The sequence below is a fragment of the Vibrio sp. SCSIO 43155 genome, from assembly GCF_023716605.1.
Lineage (GTDB): Bacteria > Pseudomonadota > Gammaproteobacteria > Enterobacterales > Vibrionaceae > Vibrio > Vibrio harveyi.
On record NZ_CP071852.1, the window covers coordinates 2,167,598 to 2,192,730 of the forward strand.

General features: G+C 38.9%; 33 protein-coding genes. 1 reads left to right on the forward strand and 32 read right to left on the reverse strand.

Annotated features, from left to right (window positions below):
* Positions 1 to 11: 11 nt before the first annotated feature.
* The 11 genes from J4N44_RS10215 to J4N44_RS10290 all read right to left on the reverse strand — a co-directional run bounded on the left by J4N44_RS10215 (position 12) and on the right by J4N44_RS10290 (position 7,897).
* Positions 12 to 326 (reverse strand): hypothetical protein, encoded by a 315-nt coding sequence (locus tag J4N44_RS10215; RefSeq protein ID WP_171343458.1) that lies wholly within the window; start codon positions 324 to 326, stop codon positions 12 to 14.
* 140 nt (positions 327 to 466) lie between these two features.
* Positions 467 to 748 (reverse strand): hypothetical protein, encoded by a 282-nt coding sequence (locus J4N44_RS10220; protein ID WP_252044402.1) that lies wholly within the window; start codon positions 746 to 748, stop codon positions 467 to 469.
* Positions 749 to 904: 156 nt separating this feature from the next.
* Positions 905 to 1,453, reverse strand: coding sequence for a hypothetical protein (locus J4N44_RS10230; protein WP_252044403.1), 549 nt, complete (start codon positions 1,451 to 1,453; stop codon positions 905 to 907).
* Between the two features lie 111 nt (positions 1,454 to 1,564).
* Positions 1,565 to 1,981 (reverse strand): GNAT family N-acetyltransferase, encoded by a 417-nt coding sequence (locus tag J4N44_RS10235; protein ID WP_252044404.1) that lies wholly within the window; start codon positions 1,979 to 1,981, stop codon positions 1,565 to 1,567.
* Between the two features lie 140 nt (positions 1,982 to 2,121).
* Positions 2,122 to 2,778, reverse strand: coding sequence for a hypothetical protein (locus J4N44_RS10245; protein WP_252044405.1), 657 nt, complete (start codon positions 2,776 to 2,778; stop codon positions 2,122 to 2,124).
* A 146-nt stretch (positions 2,779 to 2,924) separates the two neighbouring features.
* Positions 2,925 to 3,869 carry an Abi family protein gene (locus tag J4N44_RS10250; RefSeq protein ID WP_252044406.1) on the reverse strand — a complete coding sequence of 315 codons (945 nt, stop codon included), beginning with the start codon at positions 3,867 to 3,869 and terminating at the stop codon, positions 2,925 to 2,927.
* A 231-nt stretch (positions 3,870 to 4,100) separates the two neighbouring features.
* The gene (locus tag J4N44_RS10260) at positions 4,101 to 4,601 is read right to left on the reverse strand and encodes a hypothetical protein (RefSeq protein ID WP_025523672.1); all 501 of its coding nucleotides are present in this window, start codon (positions 4,599 to 4,601) and stop codon (positions 4,101 to 4,103) included.
* Between the two features lie 144 nt (positions 4,602 to 4,745).
* Positions 4,746 to 5,570 carry a hypothetical protein gene (locus J4N44_RS10270; RefSeq protein ID WP_252044407.1) on the reverse strand — a complete coding sequence of 275 codons (825 nt, stop codon included), beginning with the start codon at positions 5,568 to 5,570 and terminating at the stop codon, positions 4,746 to 4,748.
* A 228-nt stretch (positions 5,571 to 5,798) separates the two neighbouring features.
* Positions 5,799 to 6,074 (reverse strand): hypothetical protein, encoded by a 276-nt coding sequence (locus J4N44_RS10275; protein WP_107286947.1) that lies wholly within the window; start codon positions 6,072 to 6,074, stop codon positions 5,799 to 5,801.
* A 259-nt stretch (positions 6,075 to 6,333) separates the two neighbouring features.
* Complete coding sequence (locus tag J4N44_RS10280; RefSeq protein ID WP_252044408.1) at positions 6,334 to 6,822, reverse strand: HNH endonuclease; 489 nt, start codon at positions 6,820 to 6,822, stop codon at positions 6,334 to 6,336.
* Positions 6,823 to 7,477: 655 nt separating this feature from the next.
* A complete protein-coding gene (locus J4N44_RS10290; RefSeq protein ID WP_005536771.1) occupies positions 7,478 to 7,897 on the reverse strand; it encodes a hypothetical protein in 420 nt (139 codons plus the stop codon).
* Between the two features lie 253 nt (positions 7,898 to 8,150).
* Between J4N44_RS10290 and J4N44_RS10300 the strand changes: the two genes are divergently transcribed.
* Complete coding sequence (locus J4N44_RS10300) at positions 8,151 to 8,798, forward strand: hypothetical protein (RefSeq protein ID WP_252044409.1); 648 nt, start codon at positions 8,151 to 8,153, stop codon at positions 8,796 to 8,798.
* 162 nt (positions 8,799 to 8,960) lie between these two features.
* Here J4N44_RS10300 and J4N44_RS10310 read toward each other — a convergent pair whose 3' ends face one another.
* From J4N44_RS10310 to J4N44_RS10480, 21 genes are all read right to left on the reverse strand, one after another.
* Positions 8,961 to 9,374, reverse strand: a complete 414-nt coding sequence (locus J4N44_RS10310) for an RDD family protein (RefSeq protein ID WP_140364920.1) — start codon at positions 9,372 to 9,374, stop codon at positions 8,961 to 8,963.
* A 158-nt stretch (positions 9,375 to 9,532) separates the two neighbouring features.
* The gene (locus tag J4N44_RS10320; RefSeq protein ID WP_252044411.1) at positions 9,533 to 10,042 is read right to left on the reverse strand and encodes a hypothetical protein; all 510 of its coding nucleotides are present in this window, start codon (positions 10,040 to 10,042) and stop codon (positions 9,533 to 9,535) included.
* Between the two features lie 148 nt (positions 10,043 to 10,190).
* Positions 10,191 to 11,786, reverse strand: coding sequence for a tetratricopeptide repeat protein (locus J4N44_RS10330; protein WP_252044413.1), 1,596 nt, complete (start codon positions 11,784 to 11,786; stop codon positions 10,191 to 10,193).
* Positions 11,787 to 12,034: 248 nt separating this feature from the next.
* Positions 12,035 to 12,250: a hypothetical protein gene (locus J4N44_RS10340; protein ID WP_252044414.1), complete on the reverse strand. Its 216-nt coding sequence runs from the start codon at positions 12,248 to 12,250 to the stop codon at positions 12,035 to 12,037.
* A gap of 301 nt (positions 12,251 to 12,551) precedes the next feature.
* Positions 12,552 to 13,208: a hypothetical protein gene (locus J4N44_RS10345; RefSeq protein WP_252044415.1), complete on the reverse strand. Its 657-nt coding sequence runs from the start codon at positions 13,206 to 13,208 to the stop codon at positions 12,552 to 12,554.
* A 164-nt stretch (positions 13,209 to 13,372) separates the two neighbouring features.
* Entirely contained in the window at positions 13,373 to 13,639 is a 267-nt protein-coding gene (locus J4N44_RS10355; protein ID WP_252044416.1) for a hypothetical protein, read from the reverse strand.
* Between the two features lie 221 nt (positions 13,640 to 13,860).
* Positions 13,861 to 14,145 carry a MazG nucleotide pyrophosphohydrolase domain-containing protein gene (locus J4N44_RS10365; RefSeq protein WP_038863851.1) on the reverse strand — a complete coding sequence of 95 codons (285 nt, stop codon included), beginning with the start codon at positions 14,143 to 14,145 and terminating at the stop codon, positions 13,861 to 13,863.
* 122 nt (positions 14,146 to 14,267) lie between these two features.
* On the reverse strand, positions 14,268 to 14,912 hold the full coding sequence (locus J4N44_RS10370; RefSeq protein ID WP_252044418.1) for an 8-oxoguanine DNA glycosylase OGG fold protein: 645 nt from the start codon (positions 14,910 to 14,912) through the stop codon (positions 14,268 to 14,270).
* 146 nt (positions 14,913 to 15,058) lie between these two features.
* The gene (locus J4N44_RS10380) at positions 15,059 to 15,358 is read right to left on the reverse strand and encodes a hypothetical protein (protein WP_025613421.1); all 300 of its coding nucleotides are present in this window, start codon (positions 15,356 to 15,358) and stop codon (positions 15,059 to 15,061) included.
* A gap of 166 nt (positions 15,359 to 15,524) precedes the next feature.
* A complete protein-coding gene (locus J4N44_RS10390) occupies positions 15,525 to 16,469 on the reverse strand; it encodes a D-2-hydroxyacid dehydrogenase family protein (protein WP_252044419.1) in 945 nt (314 codons plus the stop codon).
* 136 nt (positions 16,470 to 16,605) lie between these two features.
* Entirely contained in the window at positions 16,606 to 17,004 is a 399-nt protein-coding gene (locus J4N44_RS10400) for a hypothetical protein (protein ID WP_252044420.1), read from the reverse strand.
* 135 nt (positions 17,005 to 17,139) lie between these two features.
* A complete protein-coding gene (locus J4N44_RS10405; protein ID WP_252044421.1) occupies positions 17,140 to 17,682 on the reverse strand; it encodes a DinB family protein in 543 nt (180 codons plus the stop codon).
* 142 nt (positions 17,683 to 17,824) lie between these two features.
* Positions 17,825 to 18,433: a hypothetical protein gene (locus J4N44_RS10415; RefSeq protein WP_047517920.1), complete on the reverse strand. Its 609-nt coding sequence runs from the start codon at positions 18,431 to 18,433 to the stop codon at positions 17,825 to 17,827.
* Positions 18,434 to 19,090: 657 nt separating this feature from the next.
* The gene (locus J4N44_RS10425; RefSeq protein ID WP_252044423.1) at positions 19,091 to 19,867 is read right to left on the reverse strand and encodes a hypothetical protein; all 777 of its coding nucleotides are present in this window, start codon (positions 19,865 to 19,867) and stop codon (positions 19,091 to 19,093) included.
* Positions 19,868 to 20,025: 158 nt separating this feature from the next.
* Positions 20,026 to 20,700 (reverse strand): Ea47 family protein, encoded by a 675-nt coding sequence (locus J4N44_RS10430; protein WP_072606165.1) that lies wholly within the window; start codon positions 20,698 to 20,700, stop codon positions 20,026 to 20,028.
* Positions 20,701 to 20,827: 127 nt separating this feature from the next.
* A complete protein-coding gene (locus tag J4N44_RS10440; RefSeq protein ID WP_252044426.1) occupies positions 20,828 to 21,688 on the reverse strand; it encodes a hypothetical protein in 861 nt (286 codons plus the stop codon).
* 157 nt (positions 21,689 to 21,845) lie between these two features.
* Complete coding sequence (locus tag J4N44_RS10450) at positions 21,846 to 22,328, reverse strand: DUF2314 domain-containing protein (RefSeq protein WP_252044427.1); 483 nt, start codon at positions 22,326 to 22,328, stop codon at positions 21,846 to 21,848.
* A 153-nt stretch (positions 22,329 to 22,481) separates the two neighbouring features.
* The gene (locus J4N44_RS10455; protein ID WP_089204769.1) at positions 22,482 to 22,973 is read right to left on the reverse strand and encodes a hypothetical protein; all 492 of its coding nucleotides are present in this window, start codon (positions 22,971 to 22,973) and stop codon (positions 22,482 to 22,484) included.
* 157 nt (positions 22,974 to 23,130) lie between these two features.
* Positions 23,131 to 23,445: a hypothetical protein gene (locus J4N44_RS10465; RefSeq protein ID WP_171343458.1), complete on the reverse strand. Its 315-nt coding sequence runs from the start codon at positions 23,443 to 23,445 to the stop codon at positions 23,131 to 23,133.
* 147 nt (positions 23,446 to 23,592) lie between these two features.
* Positions 23,593 to 23,997, reverse strand: coding sequence for a hydrolase (locus tag J4N44_RS10475; protein ID WP_226975262.1), 405 nt, complete (start codon positions 23,995 to 23,997; stop codon positions 23,593 to 23,595).
* A 139-nt stretch (positions 23,998 to 24,136) separates the two neighbouring features.
* Positions 24,137 to 25,081, reverse strand: a complete 945-nt coding sequence (locus J4N44_RS10480; protein WP_252044428.1) for a D-2-hydroxyacid dehydrogenase family protein — start codon at positions 25,079 to 25,081, stop codon at positions 24,137 to 24,139.
* Between the last annotated feature and the right edge of the window lie 52 nt (positions 25,082 to 25,133).

Sequence of the window (25,133 nt, forward strand, 5' to 3'; positions counted from 1 at the left end):
TATACAAATGGTTAATTGGATTCTGCGGTCTCTTTAAAGACTAGGTTAAGAGGTTTAGCTAAAGAGTAAATCCACAAACCAAATGCTACAAAGCACCACATAAACAACGCTAGGAAAAAACTAAATATTGGCCACATTGCTAATGCTAGTAACAGACCTGATACACCCGTTACTGGTGTTTCTTCCCACTTTACAGTCTCCGCACCAAATATGGATGCGATGCCACACATTAAAAAGAAAACAAAGAAGCTTAAGCTAAAGCCGATAAAAAGCATTTTGAAAAGAGACCTTTTCGATATTTTCTTAACTGTAATTTCCATTTTCATCCCTGTATTTGTATAACGCCGCATTAAGGTGTGAGCAACGCTACCACGAAACCTAACCATACCACCGTAAACACAAAACCCAACGATGGAATGAAAAATGCCATGCGTTGGGAATCACTCTTAAATGCTTTGTTAGGTATTTATTTGTTGAGCGCACTTTCGAGTTCAGAAATTTTTGATTCTGCTAATGGGATGAGGAAATCCTGAACTTCTTTTGGTCGAGAACTGATTCGTAAAATAGCATTTTTTACAACCTTTATTGAGCTCTTAATATGTACTTCATCCATTTGCTCCATGGACATCACATTACCATTTTCGTCCTTCCAGATGCCATCATCTGTACGGTCTGGATGACCTAAGAAGTAAAATTGCCTTTCGAGCAATGAATCAATAACACTTTGTACTTTCTTTTTTCTATCCATAATTAACCTTTTAAAACATGAATACCTAACGCCCTGTTAAGGTGTGAGCAACGCAATACCGAAGCAGCCGCATACCACCTTAAACACTAAAACCAACGCATAATAAAAATGCCACGCGTTGCGAATCACTCTTAAACAGATTGTTATGCATTTAGACTAGAAGCAAAACAGCTTCACTATATCATCACGCTTAATAACATAATGTTTGTTAGGGGTTAATATTAAGTTCATGAATTCTTTAACCACTTTATCTATGAGCGCTTCGTTAGCATTATGCAATTCACATACTTTTTCCCAACATTTATCCGCTAGCTCCCACCGTTGCTCGAGCTCTTTACTTTGACAGGTATCATTTGGGTACTTTATCCCACGCCATACAAATGCTAACTCTGTGAGCTTGCTATTATCATCTGAGCCATCAGACTCTAAAACTTCAATACTATCTCTCTCGTCGATAGCGCATTGAAATGCCGTCCCAGCATACAAAACCGAAGCTCGCTTGAATATATAATCGCTAGTATCCTCGAGGGAGCAAAGGCTGGGATTTAGATCTATATGAGATGAAGCTTGATGATAATACTGCCCATTATTCGCTATAGATATTTGGATAGAGATATCACCGGGTTTAAAACCCAATTGATGCGCAATAAACCAATGACCGAGCTCATGCCTAATAACTTTTTCTTTATAGTTTTCATCCAACATTTTTATTACCACTTGTGAATGCATAACGCCGCATTAAGGTGTGAGCAGCGCTTGGCTATACTTGAGCGAAGCGAAAACGCCAAGCGTTGCGAATCACTCTTAAATGCTTTGTTATGTGATAATTTCACTACCACGTTCCAGCACCCAACAACGCTCGTTTTTGGTGTAGCCAATTTGTCCATAATAGTCATTGGCTGCGGGTGCGGCGATTAAAAACAGTTTACATGTAGGCTTAATTTGAGCTTGAGTTTGAACTTGTAATTGCTTGCCTATTCCCGACCTTTGGTACGATTCATCAACCGCTAGGTCGGACAGGTAACAACAATAATGGAAATCCGTAATAGAGCGAGCAATACCAACCAGTTTAGAACCATCCCAAGCAGTGATTATAAGGTTACTATTGTCCAACATACCCTTGATACATTCGATATTTTCTATTGGTCTGCGCGTCCCCAACGTCGAGCGCTGAAGCAAACTAATAAACTCGTCAGCTGAGATCTGCTGGTTAACTTTGTATTCGATATTCAATGTGACCTCCTTATCACATAACGCCCTGTTAAGGTGTGAGCAACGCAATACCGAAGCTGCCGCATACCACCTTAAACACTAAAACCAACGCATCGTAAAAATGCCACGCGTTGCGAATCACTCTTAAACAGTTTGTTAGCTTAATTTTCCAATAGGTAGTGGTAATTTTTTCTTGTTATTGAATACCTATCTAATAACCACTTTTCGTACTTCAATTTTTGCTCCCGAGTTGAAAAACTGAGCGATAAATCAGGGTGCTCTCCCAAATAAATAGCAAAGTCTCTATCTAGTTCGTGACCAACATATTTTCGGTAAAATGGATAAAACTCAGATGGTAGCGGAACAAGCTTGTACTTTCCCGAATCGAGAAAAATCGCCACATAACACTTTGGCATTTTAACAACTTTCTCTAAATATAATGTGTTATGCACATTGCATGGTTTGTATGGCAAAAAATACCCATATAGGTGAACCACCTTTGAATACGGTATATCAAAGTTCACAACTGAACCATTTGGTTCTAAGGATATATCTAAATTATCATTTTGAGTGGACTGAAAACCGTATTGATCGCTATCGACAAGCGAAAAAAATGACTGATGGTCAAAATGAAGTCCATTCTTACATCTAGATTTTGTGACTAAGAGAACATGCTTAACTTTTATATGTGCATCTTTATGGTTCCTAACAAGTATGGAAATATTACTGTCAGTATTGTGTGTAGATACTTTGATTGACGGATTCTTTTTGTAGTACCAAAACGCAACGGGAGTTAGAGCAATGATTAAACCTACCATGCTATACACGAATTCAATAGACTCACTCAACTAAACCTTACTCCTATTAAGCTAACGCCGCATTAAGGTGTGAGCGACGCTTGGCTATACTTGAGCGAAGCGAAACTGCCAAGCGTTGCGAATCACTCTTAAATGCTTTGTTATGTTTATCGCCAAAATTGATCAAAAAACCATCGCTCAGGGAAGCCAGCAATCCATAAGTGTTTTTTTACCGCAGGATACTTATGAATTATTTGATAAATATCGTATCGAATAGATTCATCTAATTGCAAAGTTTTAGATATGACATGAAACATCGCTAAAGTCGTATATAGACGATTATCATTAGACGGAGAAATGGATAATTGTGGCACAATACGATTTGGGGCTCGATAATTACAACTCCATACCCTGTTATGGTGGGCACACCTGTTGCGAATGTCTCTTATTGATTTTAACCACTGATTTAGAGTTTTTAGATTATTTGCTCCAAACTCTCTGGCTAAATCATCGAGAGAGTTTTGTCTAGATGTAACTTGAAACGGCGTTTTATCAAGAGAATCGTATATATTCATGATGTTGCCAAAAGTGGTCAACTCTCCTGCAACCCAAAAAGGTGGTAAGAACTTATAAGCAGCATTGGTCGCATTATAATAGTTGTCTTTAAAATGAGTTGCGTAGTCTTCTCTGCAAGTGACAAATGCACTTGCGATAGACTGCCTAAAACCTGAAACCTTGCCATAGAGCTTAGACTGTTGAAAATTGCTATCTACAAGATACCAATAAGGCTCGTTCTGAGTAGAAGTAACTACTTGATCCAACCTTGTGCGAAGTTTGACTTCGACTCTACAGATCAATTTAAGCAAATAAATCCTTAGCTCTTCATCAAAACGATAAAGTTGAACTCCATGCTCAAAATAAGTATCAGGTTTGAACTTTTTACCACAACTCTGTAGATAAGGGTGGAGGTAGATTTTAAAACGGTAGTAGTTAATAGTTTCTAAAAATCGTTCTGCTTTACCCTTGTCATGGAAACTAAGCCCCTTAGCTTCAAGTGCAGAGATCAGCTGAGGAGGAAGCAGATACGGTTTGTCATATTTTTTATACGGCATATACTTCATCTAAAAAAAAAGCCCACTGACGTTCCCGTGAAGGAAGGTAGTGAGCGTGGTTGTTTTCAATTATATGTGCATTAGCTTAAAAGTCAACATGTAAACATAACGCCCTGTTAAGGTGTGAGCAACGCAATACCGAAGCTACCGCATACCACCTTAAACACTAAACACAACGCATAGCAAAAATGCCACGCGTTGCGAATCACTCTTAAACAGTTTGTTATGTGATTAATTTTTACCCAGAACTTTGTATCCCCAACGCTTATTTAATAAGTCACTGACAATGTAAACATTAAAAGGAGGTTGAACTTCTGGTAGCACAACTAACATAGAGTTTTTCCATACTGTAATTCCATTCGTTGTCTCGTATGACGCTACGCTCGCACTACCTTGCTTCTTCGCCAACACATTTCCAGCTTCGTCAACAACTACAGTTTTCCACCACTTCGTATCTGCCGATTCAATTGTTGGTGTTTTAACATGTGCCAGCAAATATCCATTTACCGGAATCTTCGAATAATCAGGCTCTTCAAACGCTAGTTCCGCTTTCTTTTTCTCGATTGCTCTTAGCGTATCAACATCGTAGTAATCAACATACGCAATTGAACCAAAGTCGTTAGGATCTTCGATGTTTTGGACTATATTTCCATTAACGGCACGCGTCGTGCCCAGATTTGAACAACCAACTAAGACAAAGCTCAAAATCAAGCCTACTACTATCTTATTCATTTTTTCCTCGATTGATGATTAATCACATAACGCCTTGTTAAGGTGTGAGGCACGCAATACCGAAGCCTCCGCATACCACCTTAACCACTAAAACCAACGCATAGTAAAAATGCCACGCGTGCCGAATCACTCTTGAACAATTTGTTAGGCTTTGGAATTTACCCCTTGAGCTTCTTTAAGCAAAGCTTCTGACTGAGAAATTATTTTTGCTGCTCGCTCAAGTGATTCGTTATCAGCAACATCACCATTTAATGTAACAGCAAAAGACTCCAACATTTTAGTCTCAAGCTCTTCCAGTAAGTAGTGACAACTATTAACTCCAAATTTGTCTATGTTTTCACTTTGGTGGGGAAGTGCTAGCTTTACTAGTTTTACTACACTCTTACTGTCTGTAAAATCTTGATCTAAACCTAATTTCAGGAGTTCCACCTGTGCAATTGAATATGTCAGAATAGCCTGATACGCAGCATAGTAAGCCCAAGAAACTACTGATACAAATGGTCTTTGCTTTGCAGCCAATGACATAGCATTTCCTAATTTTTCCATATCATATTTACACACGGTTTCGAAAAACGTTACTGCCTTTTGATCAGTAGCAGCAGCTTTGATGGCTGCGTCATAATCAACTTGCGACATTGTCGAAGATGTGGACTTTGCACTTCCTAAAACTAAAACAGCCTCCCAAAGCTGTTCAATAGCTGTCATTTGGCGAGAATACAGTGTTGTATATCTGGCACTTACTTGAGAAAGAACTTCACTTTGGAGAACATCTATTCGTTGCTCGCTCTTGTTAAGATCTGATTTATAATTATCTTCGGTCTTTCTCAACTGTGACTTAACACTTTCCAGTTCTTGACTATATTCATGAGCAATAGAACCTTTTAAGCGTGTTAAAAGCCAACTTTTAGAGAGCCATATCACACCACCTAAGATTGATGTTGTCGTAATAGCTGGAAACCACTCATTCATAATTCACCTTGCTAGTTTGATGTGAGAAGCCTAACGCCGCGTTAAGTGGTGAGCAACGCAGACCACTAAACCTAAATCATTGTCCCGTAAACACTAAAGCTGAATCAAACCGAAAATGCCAAGCGTTGGGAATCCGTCTTAAACGCTTTGTTATACGAATTTTCCCGATTGGATCAATGGATTAAATTAAAGTTTAAGAATCTGGCTACTTCATTTGAAGACAATGATTTACCCCCAACCCAATGCATGCCCTTTTCTCACCATCAACCATGTGAAAAGCATCGATACCAGCAAAGTTGACACAAAAGTAAATTTAACTCCCCCAACTAGCGCTGCCACCATAAGACCTGCTGCTGTAGCAATAACCCGCACTTCATACCCTAACATATTGCGAGATTTACAGGACACACAAGCCACAATGTAGGAAGCTATCATTGACACTCCAAAGATCAAACACTCAATATGATTTGGCGTGTCCACATAATCTTTAAACAGATACCACATAATTATTGTCACCTATCTTTTAGCACCAAATGCTCCAGAACCTAAAAATATTTATCTTGGATTGAGGATCAGATACTTATTTGAGTGAGCATACTTGGAGCTCTGCCTGACACTTGCGTCCGCTCGCATTCGTATAACGCCGCATTAAGGTGTGAGCAACGCTACCACCAAAACTAAACCATGCCACCGTAAACACGGAACCCAACCTTGAACCGAAAATGCCAAGCGTTGGGAATCACTCTTAAATGCTTTGTTAGTTTCATTTGCCGATTTTTGGCACAACATGTTTTTCAAAGGCTTTTCTTACCGAGGCTAACTTCCATTCAACCTTAGCTCTTTTTTGTTCTAGGATGTGCAGGCATGTCGCTCCTACAGACTTCAAAACATCAGCGGGACTTTTACCATTTATGATTAAGTCACTCATGCTTATCTGGCTAAATTCTCTACTAGTAGTTGAGTTGCAAAACTGACAAGCTGTGACAGTATTTAGCGCATCAATTTTCTTAGCCAACGAATTACTTTCAGTAAATGTTAAACTGGGAAATTTACTTTCTATTTCAGTTTTTATCTGCTTCAAGTATCCGCCCTGCGACTTACCAATCAAGTGCTCAACTGTCATTTGTCGCCACAAGTCGAAGTCCAATGAGCCACCACAGCCGCAAAGTTGACACACACCTTTACAACGAACATGTACTTCAGCAGAGTATCCAAACAATGACTGACAATTTTTATAATTATATTCACTCATGAGCTTTCCAATGAAACTAACGCCTTGTTAAGGGGTGAGCAACGCAATACCGAAGCCGCCGCATACCACCTTAATCACTAAAACCAACGCAAAGTAAAAATGCCACGCGTTGCGAATCCCTCTTGAACAATTTGTTATGTGCGTACTTAAATTAAACACCTTTGCTCTCTGAACAACTAATCGATATAAGAGGCTACCGCAACTGCACCAAAATAGAGTTCAAGAGCGAAATAAAAAAGTACACTTTTGGAGACTTTCTTCTTTAAAAGCACTTTAACCATAAGAAGTGTGACAATGATGTATACGATGGCAACTAACATTCTATCCCTACATGTAGCCTGACCATGAACTATTCAAGCGACGAAATTTCGCAACCCGAACAATCAAGATGTTGGAAACGCAAAAAAGATATACAAGGCTGCACCAAATACCGAGCCAGCCATGAACAAACCCAACTTTATTGCAGTACTTTTATTCGATTCCTTTTTGGACATAGTAATTCCTTTTACTAATTTAAAATGACTTTCATGCACATCTATAAGTAATCAACACCAAAGCACATAACGCCGCATTAAGGTGTGAGCGACGCTTGGCTATACTTGAGCGAAGCGAAACTGCCAAGCGTTGCGAATCACTCTTAAATGCTTTGTTATGTTTAATTACCCACCGCAAGTTCGGATATCTTTGTTTTGCCATTAACTGAATCGACAAGTCTAATGTATTTACCTTGATGTGCAGTCCAGAAAGCGCACCCACCTTGAGTGTCTGTGCTAATTAATGATTTTAAAAACGACTTTTCGTCCTCGGTGTCAACTGCAACCTTCTTTCCTGGCAATATCGTTAAAAGAGTGTTTCCTGAACCAACCTCAACCGTTTCGTCTATTGCGAGCTTTCCTTCTTTGGTTATACAAAATGCGTAGTTCGTATTAATCTTGGCTTTGTCACCTACAACAAGATCATATACATAAACCTTCCCTGTCTTTTTTGAATAATCTTGAATATCTATATCCCACAACACTTCAGATTTGCATGTGAATGAAACAATCATTGGAACTAATAATGCTAAGATTTTCATTTTTACTCCTTGTTAAGATGAAACATAACGCCCTGTTAAGGTGTGAGCAACGCAATACCGAAGCCGCCACACACCACCTTAAACACTAAAATCAACGCATAGTAAAAATGCCACGCGTTGCGAATCACTCTTAAACAGTTTGTTATGTGATGTTGCGCTAAATCATTTTTACTAAACTACATACAGTTTAATATGCGCAACATGTTCAATAAACAACATTTTGATAATGAATAAAAAGATATATCTTACTCTAATGTTTAGTGCATTAATGGCTGGTTGCTCATCAAGCATCCCTCTGAACTCTTACCCAACAACTGAAGAGTTTACTTTGCCTCAGTTAGATACTGTTACACAGGTCTACGTAGGCGACTACATGATCGATGAAGGTGTAAAAGTAACGGACGATTACCTTGTAGTTAAACAAACTGTTGATGGTGTGGCTTATGACATTGGTAAAGGTGATTACAAACACCTAGGTACAGAGAAAAGTGGGAAAATGTATTTCTCACACTTTTCAACTAACGGTGGTTATGTAATTCAAGGTCCCTTGATTGATCCTCCTTTTGCGCTATCCCCAGATGACAAGAAAGGATTATGTGTATCAACAATTTTTGTCAAAGACGCCACTTGCTACGAAGAAGCACAATCCGAAGTGGTGAAAAAATCAATTGATTCACCGTCTGCTTTCCAAAGAACACTAATCTATAATGGTTCGGTTGGGAAAAAGATTAATATTTCCTACCGCGAATTTTCAGGTGGTAATGCAAGACAAGCGTTTACGAATGATGTTGAGTATGACATGAGTAAATCAAACACAATCAACTACAAAGGCGCTGAAATTGAAGTGATTAATTACGATAACTCTTCAATTACCTACAAAGTTAAAAAGTACTTCAGATAATGATTTTAGCTCCGATTAAAGATCGGAGCTTCTGCATCACATAACGCCCTGTTAAGGGGTGAGCAACGCAATACAAAAGCCGCCGCATACCACCTTAAACACTAAAACCAACGCATAGTGAAAATGCCACGCGTTGCGAATCCCTCTTGAACAGTTTGTTAGCTAATTTACTACAACGATTGTTTTCGCCAGTTTGTCACCTAGTCTCTGTCTTCTTTTACCTAGAATAAAGATCGCATCAATCATGCCGATTATTGGTGTCAAAACATTGCGGAAAAATGACTGAGGAAAACTACAACTTTTTCCTGTAACTGAATCTATAACTGAGATACCTAGTAGCTTCTTACCAAGGCTTTGACCTTTTGCGAAACCATCAGAAAGCAGGAAATAAAAAGCAGCGGCAGAAAAGGCGATTAAGCCAGATGAGTCTTGGGATAAACCAATTAATGTACCGAACCAAAGAAAGAAAATGAATATTGCGGCACTTATTGCACCATCAATGATTTGCCCTAAATACCGAAGACCTGGGCTTGCAAGCCTATGCGATTCGATAATCGAATCTCTATCTGTTTCCACTTACTTTTCCTCCATGTGAGTTAGATGTCGAATAAATTTGCTAACGCCCTGTTAAGGTGTGAGCAACGCAATACCGAAGCCGCCGCATACCACCTTAAACACCAAACACAACGCATAGTAAAAATGCCACGCGTTGCGAATCACTCTTAAACAGTTTGTTAGAAGTTTGTTTTTTTATGCATCATATCAGACAGTAAGCATTTCATTTGAAAGACTTTTTCAGCCATAACATTACTTAGACGCTCAGACTCTTTGTTGTAAGTTTCCAAATCCACCTCATTAAATGAGTCGATCACTTCATTGTGATAGTTAACTAACTCAGCTTCAATTTCACAAAACTCTTCGATAAATTCTTCCATAAATGGAAAATACAACTCTAACAATGCGACTACTTTATCACTGCACTCTGAAGCTTGCTCTCCTAATACTGACTCTTTAATCTTCTCAAGATTTGAGTCACGTATAGCTTTATAAAAAACGATAGCTTCATTTGTATAAAGGGTCTCAACCCTGTTTAGTGCTTCAAATGCTTGCTGTACGGTTTCTCTGTACAATTTATCGTGTTCTCGTCTATCAGATTTACGTTGGACAAAGTACACCCCAAGGAATGTCAAAGCACCACCAAGTAAAGTCTGGAAAAACGGCATAAACTCTTTAATTTCTAACATAAACTTCAATGCTAACCTGATTGAAAACTTCTAACGCCCTGTTAAGGTGTGAGCAACGCAATACCGAAGCTACCGCATGCCACCTTAAACACTAAAAGCAACGCATAGTAAAAATGCCACGCGTTGCGAATCACTCTTAAACAGTTTGTTAGGCATTTTTTCGAGAAAGCCTTACTATCCGTTCGCTTCCATTCTCTGTTGAGAAGACATTTATATGACCATCATCAACATAGCCTAAACATTTAGTTTCAAAGCTACCTAAACCCACTAGTAATGTTGATTTAGATTGGTCCATTGCTTCTGACTTATAGTGACCTTGAAAAGTTGCCCCTGTCACCTTGCCTCTTATCGAAAACTTCATTTTAGTATCTGATAAACCTCCAACGGAGTCCCACGTCAAGTTTATTTGGTCACTACAATTTGAAATGTGTTTTTCTTGATTTTCTATGCTCCACGTACCATCGAATTCCGCACATTTGCCCACATAATACTTTTCTGTGTACTTTCTATAGTGCGCTTGTTTTACCGACGCTTTTCGCTGGATTTCTTTCCATTTGCTTGACTCTTCTTTTTTAACTGTTTCGATTCTAGACATAAGACTGTAGACATTCTTGTGAACATCTTCCATTTCTAAAGCCTCGTTCGCAATACGTTCAGCCTCGTTAATAAAACCAGCGTCCAATAATGCATAACCTTGATTTGCCATAGCGAGAGTTTCACCAAGTACTGCAGCTTTGCCATAGAGCTCTATCGATTTATATTTACAACCACTTTCTTTAGCCTGAACACCAAGATTATTCCAAGCAATAGACTTTTTTGGACTAACACTAGTTAGAAGCACATAGTTGCTGATTGATAGCTCGTCAATTCCGGAATTACTTGCGTTATACGCCGAAGTGAATACTTCATCTAAATTTTCGGGATCATTTTCAACTGATTTGTCCCTACAGTATGACCCAAGAACTTTGTTACCTAAGTCTTCTTCAATTAGAGCCAAAGTAGAATATATAGATGCTTTCAGTACACCTTTTTCTACTTGCTCCAATAATGGCAGCACTACACTCTTAGCCATATCTAAATCGCCATTTGCTCGATAAGCTTGAGCTAATTGTTGTGACGCATTGACTGTTAAGTGTAAAGACTCAAACTTAGGTAATTCTGTACTCCAAAGATCAATATCTCGCTGGTATTGTTTACTGTCATGTAAGCAAAAAGATAGCCATGTCAAACTGTTGTATCGAAGCTCTTCTGTTGGGGCTTGCTGAGAATGCTTTTCTAAATTTGGAATCGCGTCTCGATCATTAACTTTACTGAACAGTAAATAGAAGTAAATACTCTTGTCTTTGTGGAGCTTAGTTTCATCTTTTGCGTTTAGCTCATATTCTTTGAAAACTTTATTTGCTCTTTCAACATCATCGTTTTCCAAAGCGCTGTCTACTTCTGAAAACCAATTTGTCACGCCATCTTTACTAACAGAGACTTCAACTTCCTGAGGCTTTTCATCATTCGCTTGAGATTCGTCTTTTTCTTGAACTTGTTCACTCTTACTCGGAGACTCTGCATTCAAGCCCAGCTTTGATTCACCGTTAGAGTAATGAAAACCTGTTAGCCTTTTAAGAAAGTCTGATAACGCATCCCTAAAGACCACCATAAAAACGATTAAAGCTACCCACCCAATATTGTCTGATAGAAAATTGGTGATAACAGATAACCAACCTGGTATATCATTCATTTGTTCTTTCATTATTGTTCTCAATTATCTTGAAATGCCTAACGCCCTGCTAAGGGGTGAGCAACGCAATACAAAAGCCGCCGCAAACCACCTTAATCACTAAATTCAACGCATAGTAAAAATGCCACGCGTTGCGAATCCCTCTTGAGCAGTTTGTTAGTTTGCAAACCCAAAGCGTTGATTTTACTTTATTTTAAACTTTGCAAACAACAAGCATTATGTGCTTTGATGCACTTAAGTCAGGCTTAGTCTCAAAGCAACTAGTCAATGAAACCACTTAGAACAAACAACGCCGTAGAAAACGAACTCACAACACCAAAAAGCGCTTTTGGAAAGCTAATCTCACAATGCGGACTTTCAACAAAGTCACTGAAACCACGTGGAACTTGCCACACCAAAGAAAGCGTCACTTCAGCGAGTAGATCGGCTTTTGTACCAACAAACTCAACGAGCAGAGTTTCAGCAAAAAAGTTCAACTCAGTTAACCCAAAAGTCGCCGCACCAAAGAACAAATCAACCTTTGAAACGATGCTAATTTTGGGTTTACACCACGCAAGTTAACACTGAAATGAGTGCCGATATGACTGTTTCGACTTTAAGCTTTTACCACTAGATCTTGCGATATAGTTACGTTTTTCCTCTTGCAAACTAACGCCGCATTAAGGTGTGAGCAACGCTACCACGAAGCTAAACCATGCCACCGTAAACACAAAACCCAACGATGGAATGAAAAATGCCAAGCGTTGGGAATCACTCTTAAATGCTTTGTTATGTGAATTAGAATAAATCAATAAAACATTGAATAGATTGACTAAAACATTGATAGTAAAGTTCTAAAAAAATAATCACTGCAACTAAAAGCACTGCCAATATCGTTAAAGCTATAATCCTTAAGGCTTTAAAGAAATTCGATATATTTGTCTTTGCTAATTTAGCATTGTTGTATAAAAGAACAAAACTCAAACCTATATACACAAATATACTAACAAGGAAAAATATAAAATCCCAAAAACCAGCCTTATTCTCAAAATGTCCATGTGTTAGAGCTACAAACTTAAACATTGATAATGTTATTGCTACAGACAATAAGCTTCTAGACAACCGCCGAAAAAAACCAAATACATATGGAAAAAATATATTGGATATTCTCGATTTTTTACTTCGTACAACATATGAAATTATAAAAGCCACAAACCCTAAAAATAAAGAAAACATCCATACATGATTGTTAAATAAGGCTTCGTATGAGTATTTAAGTCCGGCTTTCAAGTCTAGCCATGGTTGGTCATCAACCTTACTAGCTTGATATATTAGATAATAAAAAATAACAAAGTTAACTATTAATACTTCTAACGTATCAAAGGCTACGGCTCTCAAATCTCTAGCCGTTTTTTTGTAACCAAGCTCGGTTTTTTCTTTCTTTCTATCTATCAACGATTAATCCTCTACACTAAAAGTCACATAACGCCCTGTTAAGGGGTGAGCAACGCAATACCGAAGTCACCGCACACCACCTTAATCACTTAAACCAACGCATAGTAAAAATGCCACGCGTTGCGAATCCCTCTTGAACAGTTTGTTAGGCGCGTAGCCACGTTTTATAACTGAATCTCAACTTTGTTCCGTACATATGTAGGGATAGACAACTGCTCATCTATATCTTTGAACTTTGGCTGTTGAGGCATCAATTCTATTATCGCGTTCAGTTCTTCAAAACTGATACCGACAACTCGGCAAGCAGTCATCAAACCATTTATAAAGTGCTTTTTATACTGCTTTTGCTGTTGCTCACTTGCAGGAATAGACGAGTACAATTCGCACTCTTTAGTTAATAAGGCTAGAAGTTCTTTTTTTGAGGTTTCCATATACAAACTCAGTTACTAGATAGTTTGGACACATTATCAATGATTTAAGACATAACTTCCAAGAGCTTGATCTGACGTTGTAAACCAAGCGCCTAACGCCTTGTTAAGGTGTGAGGCACGCAATACCGAAGCTTCCGCATGCCACCTTAACCACTAAAATCAACGCATAGTAAAAATGCCACGCGTGCCGAATCACTCTTAAACAATTTGTTATACGCGTCCTATCGGTTGTACTTAGCTTTATTCAAAACTTCTTTTAGTTCATGCGTTTTCTCAAGGTTTACACCGTGAATATTGGCTAGAGCACAAACATAATACAAAACGTCATATAACTCTTCTGCGACTGAACCTTTGAGCTCATCTAGCGTTGGTTGCCCACTTTTGCCTTTGCGAATAGATTCCGATAACTCGCCAACTTCTTCGATTAGCTTTAAAAAATAGTGTTCAGATTGCTCTGGCGCATAATCGAATTCTTTTATATGACTTTGTAACTCAGATAACTTCATAACGTCCTTTTTGTATCATTTTTCATAAAGCGTATAACGCCGCATTAAGGTGTGAGCGACGCTTGGCTATACTTGAGCGAAGCGAAACTGCCAAGCGTTGCGAATCACTCTTAAATGCTTTGTTAGGTATGTTGTTTTAGGTTTTGCCCAAACATAAACAAAAACATCTCTGCCTGTGCTGCTGTGCACTCTGAAGATAGTGCAAAATCGTTCATAATTTTCAGATACTCAGGATAAAGGTTTGGAGCATTTGTATAAGTTATACGCTTCATGCCAGCAAACTCTTTATAAATACCTGTATTGATGGCTTCAATTACACGAATGTCCAAAATTAGTGGCTCATGCCCCTCAATTTTACCTCCAACAAAATAGAGAAATTTTGAGTATGTAGACAACCCTAACCCACTAATTTCTTTTACTTTGTTGTAGTGTATTTCCCAGTCATCAATACCTTGCGATGCACACTTTAATAAAGAGGCTATCTCAGGCAATTTCTTGATAATCTTTGAGAAGTTGTTGCCCCTCATGCCTGATGAGTAACCCCATAGAATCGTTGATATTATTAACTTGTTGTAATCCTGAGTGTCTGCGATGTCTTTGAGGTCTTGCCTGCGTAGTTTTACATTCTGTTCACCAGAAAATATAGATTGTATTGTATTCCAAATTTCTGGGTGGCTCTCTTGATACTTTTCCCAAGTAGCTAGTTTTGTACCAATAGCATGGTCTGCTACAGGCAAATGACCAATCAAGGATTTGTAATTTTCCATAGTTCCCTCTGAATACCTAACGCCCTGTTAAGGGGTGAGCAACGCAATACCAAAGCCGCCGCATACCACCTTAAACACTAAAACCAACGCATAGTAAAAATGCCACGCGTTGCGAATCCCTCTTGAACAGTTTGTTAGAGCGCAACTCACAGGTTGAACAGAACTTTCAAAAGAGAATTAACCAAGGAAGAAATTCCTAGAAATAGCACTACTGGCAAGCCTATCGCGATTATCAGTTTAAACTCGACAAATTGACCTACAACGGCATCACCATACCTACCACCCAGAAACTTTCTCGATTCGTCACCTACTGTCGATTTGACTTCATCTGTAACTGTCTTGCGATCTTCACCAATGAATTCTTTAAACAGCATAAAGCCGAAAGGAGCTATAATAATGCCGGCGATAAGATATGAAATGTATTCAACTATATCGGTCATGTTCATACTTTTTTCTCCTGCGCTCTAACGCCCTGTTAAGGTGTGAGCAACGCAATACCTATGCCGCCGCATGCCACCTTAAACACTAAAAGCAACGCATAGTAAAAATGCCACGCGTTGCGAATCACTCTTTAACAGTTTGTTATAACAACGATTTCTTCGATGCCGATGTTTATGCCTTACCCTGCTCGAAAGCTAAAATATTCTCGAATGCTATTTTGAAGTAAAGCTCATAGCTGTTTTGCTCTACATACCCTAAATGTGGGGTAGCCGTAACGTTTGCTAATGACAATAAAGGCTCGTTATCAAGCGATGCTGGTTCATTGTCAAATACATCAACGGCAGCTCGTTTAGTTGAGACCGCCGCCAGCTCGTCGTATAGCGCAGAGTTTTCTACAAGCTCTGAGCGACTAGTGTTTACAAATAAAGAGTCGGGCTTCATTAAGCTCAAGTCCTGAGCTGTTACGCACGCCCGAGTTATTTCATTCAGACGTAAGTGAAGTGACACAATATCCGAACAAGAGAAAAATGCTTCCTTTGAAGCGACTGCTTCAAAGCCATGTTCAAGCGCTAGATTTCTAGATCCCTCACTACCCCAAACAACAACTGACATTTCAAATGCTTTTGCATATTGGGCAATTCGTTGTCCAATTTTTCCGTACCCCCAAATACCAAGCTTCAAGCCCTTTAAAGTGCGACCTAAACCAAGCACTCCAGAGTTTTGCCATTTATCATTTTGGAGATTAGCTGAATAAGTTGGTACGTGGCGACTTGCCGCCATAATCAGCGCCCAAGCTAATTCCGAAGGAGCAACAGGAGAGCCACGCCCCTCCAACACCTTTACTCCATACTTTTCGCATAGGTTGACATCAATATGATTGCTGACTTTACCTGTTTGACTGATAACTTTAAGGTTAGGTAACTGTGCAAGCAGTGACTCTGTAATCACTGTCCGTTCTCGGATTAAAACAAGAACCTCGGTGTCTTTTAGCTTAACTACCAACTCCGTTTCAGGAAGTGTTTCGTTTAAGATGGACACATCGTGATGTGATAGTAATTCGAAACAATCTAACGTTCTAACCACATCCTGGTAGTCATCTAAAACTGTTATTTTCACGGAACTCTCCTTGTTGTTATAACGCCCTGTTAAGGTGTGAGCGACGCAATACCGATGCTGCCGCATACCACCTTAATTACTTAAACTAACGCATGGCAAAAATGCCACGCGTTGCGAATCACTCTTAAACAGTTTGTTATATTTTTTGTTCTTTGAGCCATTCACATTGTTTTATTAACGTCTCCAACTTAACTTCAATACCTTGATCTTCCGCTTTAACCCAATCGCGAGGGTCAGCCCAACCCATTGCTTTGACTTGTGCAGATTGAAACAATTTTTCATCAAATCGATAAATTGCATTCGCAGCGTCTTGCCAAGCCTTAGAGAGTTTTTCTTCTCTGCAACGATCTTGCTCGACTTTTAATTCCCTACGATCATACAAATAACTCTTTGTTAAAATTAATGCGTCAAGAACTACATTAACTGCATCATCCCTATCTTTGATTTCTTTCTCTGAAAGGGATTTCTTATCTTCCCAAAATTTCAAACCTGCAATTAATGCTGTAAATGTTGCAGGTAAAACAACTACTGACATCTGTCCTCCTGAAAATATAACGCCGCGTTAAGTAGTGAGCAACGCCACCACCCTACCCAAACCATTGGGCCGTAAACACTAAAGCTGAATCAAACCGAAAATGCCGAGCGTTGCGAATCTGTCTTAAACGCTTTGTTATGTACGTGCTCCCTCTGGCACGATCATAGGCAGGTCTGTACAGCCAAAGTCTAAACCAAACTGACTTAACAAACAGGTTAGCTGACCTCTATGATGCGTTTGATGATTGAAAATATGTTGGCAGAACTCACCAACTGTTCGTTCAATTACCTGCCCCTCTGTTGTCGTGTATCTGACTATTTGGTTACAGCTATCAGCGGTAAACTGATTAGTGATTTCAATGTAGATCGAGTCTACAAGTTCTCGTAATTCAGAGAGTTCGCCTAGATTCGAGGCAAACGTGTCAGAAACTGACTTAGAAACGGGTAATTTCTCTAAAACTGTAGCTTCAACTGATACTAACCCATTTGCTACAAGGCGCTGTAGCATAATCAAGTCACCGAACAAGATATGATTCCAGTGAGCCATGATGGTAGGGAAAAATGAGTTGGTATTCTGATGCAACTGCTCATGAGTCAGCTTACTACAAACACCAAGTAACTGCTTATTCATTCGCTGATTATACAGCGCCAACGTTCTGAAATTTGAGGATAAATCCATTTGACCTCCAAAGTACATAACGCCCTGTTAAGGTGTGAGCAACGCAATACTGATGCCACCGCATACCAACTTAAACACTAAACGCAACGCATAGTAAAAATGCCACGCGTTGCGAATCACTCTTAAACAGTTTGTTAGTATTTTATCTTCCAGTAATGTCACTGAAACTTATAACTTTCTCCATAGGATCTACCCAACGGTAGTATTGTTCTCCCATTTTCATAGCACCGTCATAATTACAAGACCTTTCAGAAGGTTCAGCATCAATAGACTTAATATAAAACCTATCGTCATATACTGATTTGTAACAAACTCCAAAGTTAACTAATTCTAGAAGTTTTTCAAACTGCTTTGATTTTTTAAAGCTTTTTAACTTAATCAGCTCAAGTTTTTTATCTTCTTTCACTACAACAAAACTATTGAAGTACTTAATTTGATAGTCTTTCGGATCCAGTTTTAGATTATTGTCTCTTATTGCCATTGCAATCGGCGTAGCTATACTATCAAAGTCAGTCATTCGTCCCATCTTTCCGTCATAGTAAATATCTACTCCGGTAATAACAGCAGGACCAAGTCCATCATTTCTGATAGCCATTTTTGATTTTTCATAATCAAATATCATTATGGGCAGTACTGACATCTTATTATGTTCTTGTGTTAACCAGTACTGTAATCCCGTAAATAAAAGAGCGGAAACAGCAACAACTATCGATACTATTTCAAGTACATTTTTTTTAATTAGCTCTTTCATAACTCTCCCAAAATACTAACGCCATGTTAAGGGGTGAGCAACGCAATACCGATGTTGCTGAAACCACCTTAATCACTTAAATCAACGCATTGTAAAAATGCCACGCGTTGCGAATCCCTCTTAAACATTTTGTTATGTGAACATGTAAAAGTCAGTATCCGATATCTAAAATTAAAAACAACGTAACTAAAAAGGGAGACCAATACCATATACTCGCACGCCATTGATGAACTACTAGAAATTGATACAGCAAAGCAATAATGAAGACTAACTCTAGTAACAACTGAACAGGAAAGATTAGCAATGCATAAACTATCCCGTACCCAGGAGCTTGACCTGCTTCGCTAGAATTGCTCATTACACCATCGATGAAATACCCAAAATACAAGTAAATGAAATGGTTCAGAGTTAGTACAACTAAAACAAACCTCACTATACTCATGCTCCAACTTTTTGGTTTGAAACAGTATTTAATCCATATAAGGGACTGTCGAGTATCAAATCTTTATAAACTCGACGTCAATCTCAGTTCCGTTCACATAACGCCCTGTTAAGGTGTGAGCAACGCAATACAAAAGCCGCCGCATACCACCTGAAACACTAAAACCAACGCATAGTAAAAATGCCACGCGTTGCGAATCACTCTTAAACAGTTTGTTAAGTGCGTACTTTAGTTTGAAATACGGTATTTTCGAAGTTGTGGCAAATCCCTCGCTTAATATTGTACTTTTTGAACACATACTGCTCTATTTTGTCCACTTCTCTTCGATTAATCTGACAATCAGCGACATATGCCTTTCCTTTAGCCTCTAGCTCGATGGGGTCAATACAGGGTACATTCGCTTCAAATTGTGCCAAAAACTTGGACTTTTTTAGTCTTGCGTAATTTGAAGATTGATCATTAATCAGAAGCTTTAGCTGTCCATTATAACTGTTTACTAAAAAAGCTCCGTCTAAGGTCTCCCGGAAACGGAAAAATTGACTTTCAGTAAAGTAATAACAATTTTTTGCGACACGAGAACCATCGTCAAAATCAACTATTGGCATAATTCCATAAAATGTTGAAGAAAACTGCTTAACTTGTGTTGAAGTATTCACTCCGCTTGTGATGATAAACAAAAAGCAAAAGTCGCTATTCGTGGATGTTTTCTGCTTTTTTAACTGGCGGTTACCTTTTCCAATAATCTTGGCAATCTTACTTGTGTAACCAGTTAGTTCCCCGTGTTGGAATACTTCACCAGAATCAAGAGCATTTTTCTGCTCTTCGTACAATTCTATATCATCAAACTTTGTCTTCTGTTCAATTAATATTCTTTCTGTACCACTAATCAAAAAATCTGGTGTTTCTTCATTTGACTCTGGTATTTTTTCAATAGCGAAAGATAGGTTTTGAAAGTAATCAATAACTCTATTTTCATAATTTATATTATCCACTGAATCTCCTTATATCGACAAGCACTTAACGCCCAATTAAGGGGTGAACAACGCCTTCACCCAAACCTAACGTATTGTGCCATAAACACTAAATTTGAAGTAGAAGCAAAAATGCCGAGCGTTGTGAATCCCTCTTAAATTGCTTGTTAGGTAAATGTTTACAGCCGTGCTTGAAAATCGTGATACTTTTTGTATCTAAAATTTCTAGAGTCTTTAAAACAAGGTGGTAAACCTGTAGGAAAGGCATCTCCCCCTAGAAAGACCATAATTTCTGATAAGTATTCGTTTACCCTTAACCAGGAATTTCTAAATGATTCGATAATTTCTTCGTCGTAACCTTCGATATGCCACTCACGAACCAAAGCTAGAGCCTGAACTTCATCAGGTGCCAATGCCTGCATTAGAGTAGGATTACTTTTAGACATTTTAATAAATCGCTCAATTGCTAGATCACTATCTTCAAAAGGATCTACATAAAAGCCAAATTGCATCTTGATCGTATACCCACGAATTGAGGCTACAAACGCCTTACTTTTAGGCTTTAACATTGATTTATGAACTATATGATTGCGATGACGAATTATCTGAGAGAAAAGAAAATCTTCCTTTTCTAATGATTTCCTTATTGGCTTATGCCAAGCAGGAAAACCTTCATGGTTCTGAAGCGCCATTGCAATCATGTCAGGTATTTCTCTCAAAGATCGAATAAACGCATTCATTGAATACCTTAAAGCATCAGCATTATGGTAGTGCTCTTCAATCTGATGAAGATACCAATGACTTTCATCCCACCGATCTAAGGCAGCTTCTATTTTTTTATGTACACAACTCATTCAATTTACCTAACGCCCTGTTAAGGTGTGAGCAACGCAATACCGGAGCTCCTGCATACCACCTTAAACACTAAACGCAACGCATAGTAAAAATGCCACGCGTTGCGAATCACTCTTAAACAGATTGTTATGCGTCAAATGCTATGCACCATTGTAAGCCCGTAATATCTCGTACTAGTTTCAATTGCAAGATACTATTTAGAATAGGGTATTGTTTAATATTTCTCTCAACAAACGGTTCATACAATGCTACGAATGCCCGGTTTAGCTCGGTCTTCATAATCACACTCACTACATTTTTAACAAACTCATGTAGCTGCTCTTCTGTATTTTCTGTATTTGTATCTAACCGTGCTAGGTGCTCTAGCAAGTCGAAGCTCTCCAGCTTTTCTGGCTCACTACATGCTATTGAATATAAGCCTGATTTTATATAAGTATTTTTATGGTGACCTTTAAGTTCCTCTGCAGGTCGAAAGTTTGTCGATTTTATAATTTTTCTTAGTTGCTTTGTTTTCACTAACTCATCCACATCATTTATCGCTGGAGAAGCATATAAAATGAGAGCCTTACCTTTGAGTGTTTGGCTTAACTCTTCAAGCATAAGTTGTTGTTTCTGATAAATATCATACCTATAATAAGGTTGAGACCAATGTTTCCATTCACCACCCAAATGGCTTGCTATATATTCTGGCTTTTTGTATTGAAATAAAATGTTAGTTTTAATATTTGGCAGATTTTTAATTTCATGTCCCATGTACTTTTCCATGATGCCAGCCATTTCTGAAAACTCTACACCTTCAAATGGTAAGCTAAAAATAAATGGGCACCCTAACCTCCACCATAATCGTCGATTTTTTGAAAAGGCAGCAGAGTCAGCGCCAATACTACCTTCCTGAACTTGTCCAAAAGGAAAGTAAACTGAAGTACATGAATCTAGTTCATTATTGAAGTAACTTTCAAAAGTCTTTTCTTCGTAATTTACTCGCATATTATTCCTAAATTTCTGAATGACGCATAACGCCTTGTTAAGGTGTGAGGCACGCAATACAGAAACCTCCGCATACTACCTTAACCACTAAACCTAACGCATGGTAAAAATGCCACGCGTGCCGAATCACTCTTGAACAATTTGTTATGTTGTGGACTCAAGGCAGAGGCATCCATTCTTTTACGCCTATATACTGGTCATATTTGTCTTGTTCGTCTTTTGTTTTTTGGTCTTTAATGTAACGCATTGAAAATCCGCCATACATTGAACCACTGTTATTCAGAGACCAATCTACGATATCTTCATCTGAAACTGAGTATGCTTCACCGACGACAATATGATCTAACTGAGGGAGTGTTTCAAAAGCTTGAACCACGAAAGACTTTGAATCTACATCTACCACCATGAACCATAAGTAAGCACCTTGTGCTGGGAAGTATACTTTTACAAGAGCAAAACTAGATGCAAGCTCGGGTTTAGACAATAGCTCACGAAAGTATCCTATGCTCGCTTTAGCTTTGGTAATTGCCCTCTGCCATAAAAGGTCAGTGGATAAAATTGGATTACTCTTCACTTCGTCACCCGAAAAACTTAAACCTGAATGTAGAATTGATACCAATAGTAGTAACCAATATTTCATTGTTAGCCTCAAACAACATAACGCCGCGTTAAGTGGTGAACAACGCGACCACCAAACCTAAACTATTGTGCCGTAAACACTAAAGCTGATTCAAACCAAGACTGCCAAACGTTGTGAATCCGTCTTAAACGCTTTGTTATACAACAGTAGCAACTAACCCAAAGATTTTATTGCTGAATTTATCATTTTCACGTACTCCACATGAGCTTCTTGTAAACTACACCTATGGCTAGGGTCCGTTATAACAATGAAATCATCAATCGAATACTCTGAATCAGACAGCAGTAGTTTTACCCTATTGGGAAACTCTTCAAGTAACAAATAGATATTTATAATACAGCGACATTCTTCTTCAGTTAAATAGCCGATTTGACCCAACATCTCTTTATATACATCATTAAATACTTTGACCGGAAATGCCGTTCGCTTTCCATTTGAAGGAGTTTTAAGTATCTCCGCACGCCCCTCAAAACTTGTAAGATTGACATTCAACTCTGCTTTAATCGCTGAAATGATAGATTTTCTTCTCTGCGCGATACCTTGCCCATGCTGTTTTCTAGCAAAAAAACCATTAGCAAGAATTGAAATGATCACGCCTACGAAACCAACTACTCCCGCAATCAAGGTTTGATAAGTATCAATCACATCCACTGCTCCTAATTTGAATGTTGTATAACGCCCTGTTAAGGGGTGAGCAACGCAATACCGAAGCCACCGCACACCACCTTAATCACTTAAACCAACGCATAGTGAAAGTGCCACGCGTTGCGAATCCCTCTTGAACAGTTTGTTATACAAATGGTTAATTGGATTCTGCGGTCTCTTTAAAGACTAGGTTAAGAGGTTTAGCTAAAGAGTAAATCCACAAACCAAATGCTACAAAGCACCACATAAACAACGCTAGGAAAAAACTAAATATTGGCCACATTGCTAATGCTAGTAACAGACCTGATACACCCGTTACTGGTGTTTCTTCCCACTTTACAGTCTCCGCACCAAATATGGATGCGATGCCACACATTAAAAAGAAAACAAAGAAGCTTAAGCTAAAGCCGATAAAAAGCATTTTGAAAAGAGACCTTTTCGATATTTTCTTAACTGTAATTTCCATTTTCATCCCTGTATTTGTATAACGCTCTGTTAAGGGGTGAGCAACGCAATACCGAAGCCACCGCACTGCACCTTAATCACTAAAATCAACGCATAGTAAAAATGCCACGCGTTGCGAATCCCTCTTGAACAGTTTGTTATGTGCGTGCTTACGTTATGCACCAAACTGTTTTATACGCTTAGCGCCAATAAAAAACTGATACTTACTTTGTTGAAGTAAGTCTAAATGGCGCTCAAACATGGGTACGCCATTGGATAAAGAAAGGTGATAGACGAGTCCATTACCGACATACACCCCAACATGTGCTCCGTATGAGTCAGTAGAGTCGTTGTACATCATGATATCTAGCGGCTTAAACTCAGTGACCACCTCACTAAACTCCGAGTCATCCCACAATTCACTAGAACGGTAGTTAGGTGGATTTAGACCGAAGTCTCTGAGCAGGTTATAAGCAAAGACCTGACAGTTAGCTCCAAGCGTTAAGTCTGAATCATCTTTGCAACCCGGGATGCGGGATGAAACGTATCTTACATTTTTGAATCTGTCGGGAATATCCATTTCCATTTTCTCCCAAAGCACATAACGCCGCATTAAGGTGTGAGCAGCGCTTGGCTATACTTGAGCGAAGCGAAACTGCCAAGCGTTGCGAATCACTCTTAAATGCTTTGTTATAACAACGATTTCTTCGATGCTGATTCTATGCCTTACCCTGCTCGAAAGCTAAAATATTCTCGAATGTTATTTTGAAGTAAAGCTCATAGCTGTTTTGCTCTACATACCCTAAATGTGGGGTAGCCGTAACGTTTGGTAATGACAATAAAGGCTCGTTATCAAGCGATGCTGGTTCATTGTCAAATACATCAACGGCAGCTTGCTTAGTTGGGACCGCCGCCAGTTCGTTGTATAGCGCAGAGTTTTCTACAAGCTCTGAGCGACTAATGTTTACAAATAAAGAGTCGGGCTTCATTAAGCTCAAGTCCTGAGCTGTTACGCACGCCCTAGTTATTTCATTCAAACGTAAGTGAAGTGACACAATATCCGAACCAGAGAAAAATGCTTCCTTTGAAGCAGCAGCTTCAAAGCCATGTTCAAGCGCAAGATTTCTAGATTCCTCACTACCCCAAACAACCACTGACATTTCAAATGCTTTTGCATATTGGGCAATTCGTTGTCCAATTTTTCCGTAGCCCCAAATACCAAGCTTCAAGCCCTTCAGAGTGCGACCTAAACCAAGCACTCCAGAGTTTTGCCATTTATCATTTTGGAGATTAGCTGAATAAGTTGGTACGTGGCGACTTGCCGCCATAATCAGCGCCCAAGCTAATTCCGAAGGAGCGACAGGAGAGCCACGCCCCTCCAACACCTTTACTCCATACTTTTCGCATAAGTGAACATCAATATGATTGCTGACTTTACCTGTTTGACTGATAACTTTAAGGTTAGGTAACTGTGCAAGCAGTGACTCTGTAATCACTGTCCGTTCTCGGATTAAAACAAGAACCTCGGTGTCTTTTAGCTTAGCTACCAACTCCGTTTCAGGAAGTGTTTCGTTCAAGATGGACACATCATGATGTGATAGTAATTCGAAACAATCTAACGTTCTAACCACATCCTGGTAGTCATCTAAAACTGTTATTTTCACGGAACTCTCCTTGTTGTTATAACGCCTTGCTAAGGTGTGAGTAACGCAATAC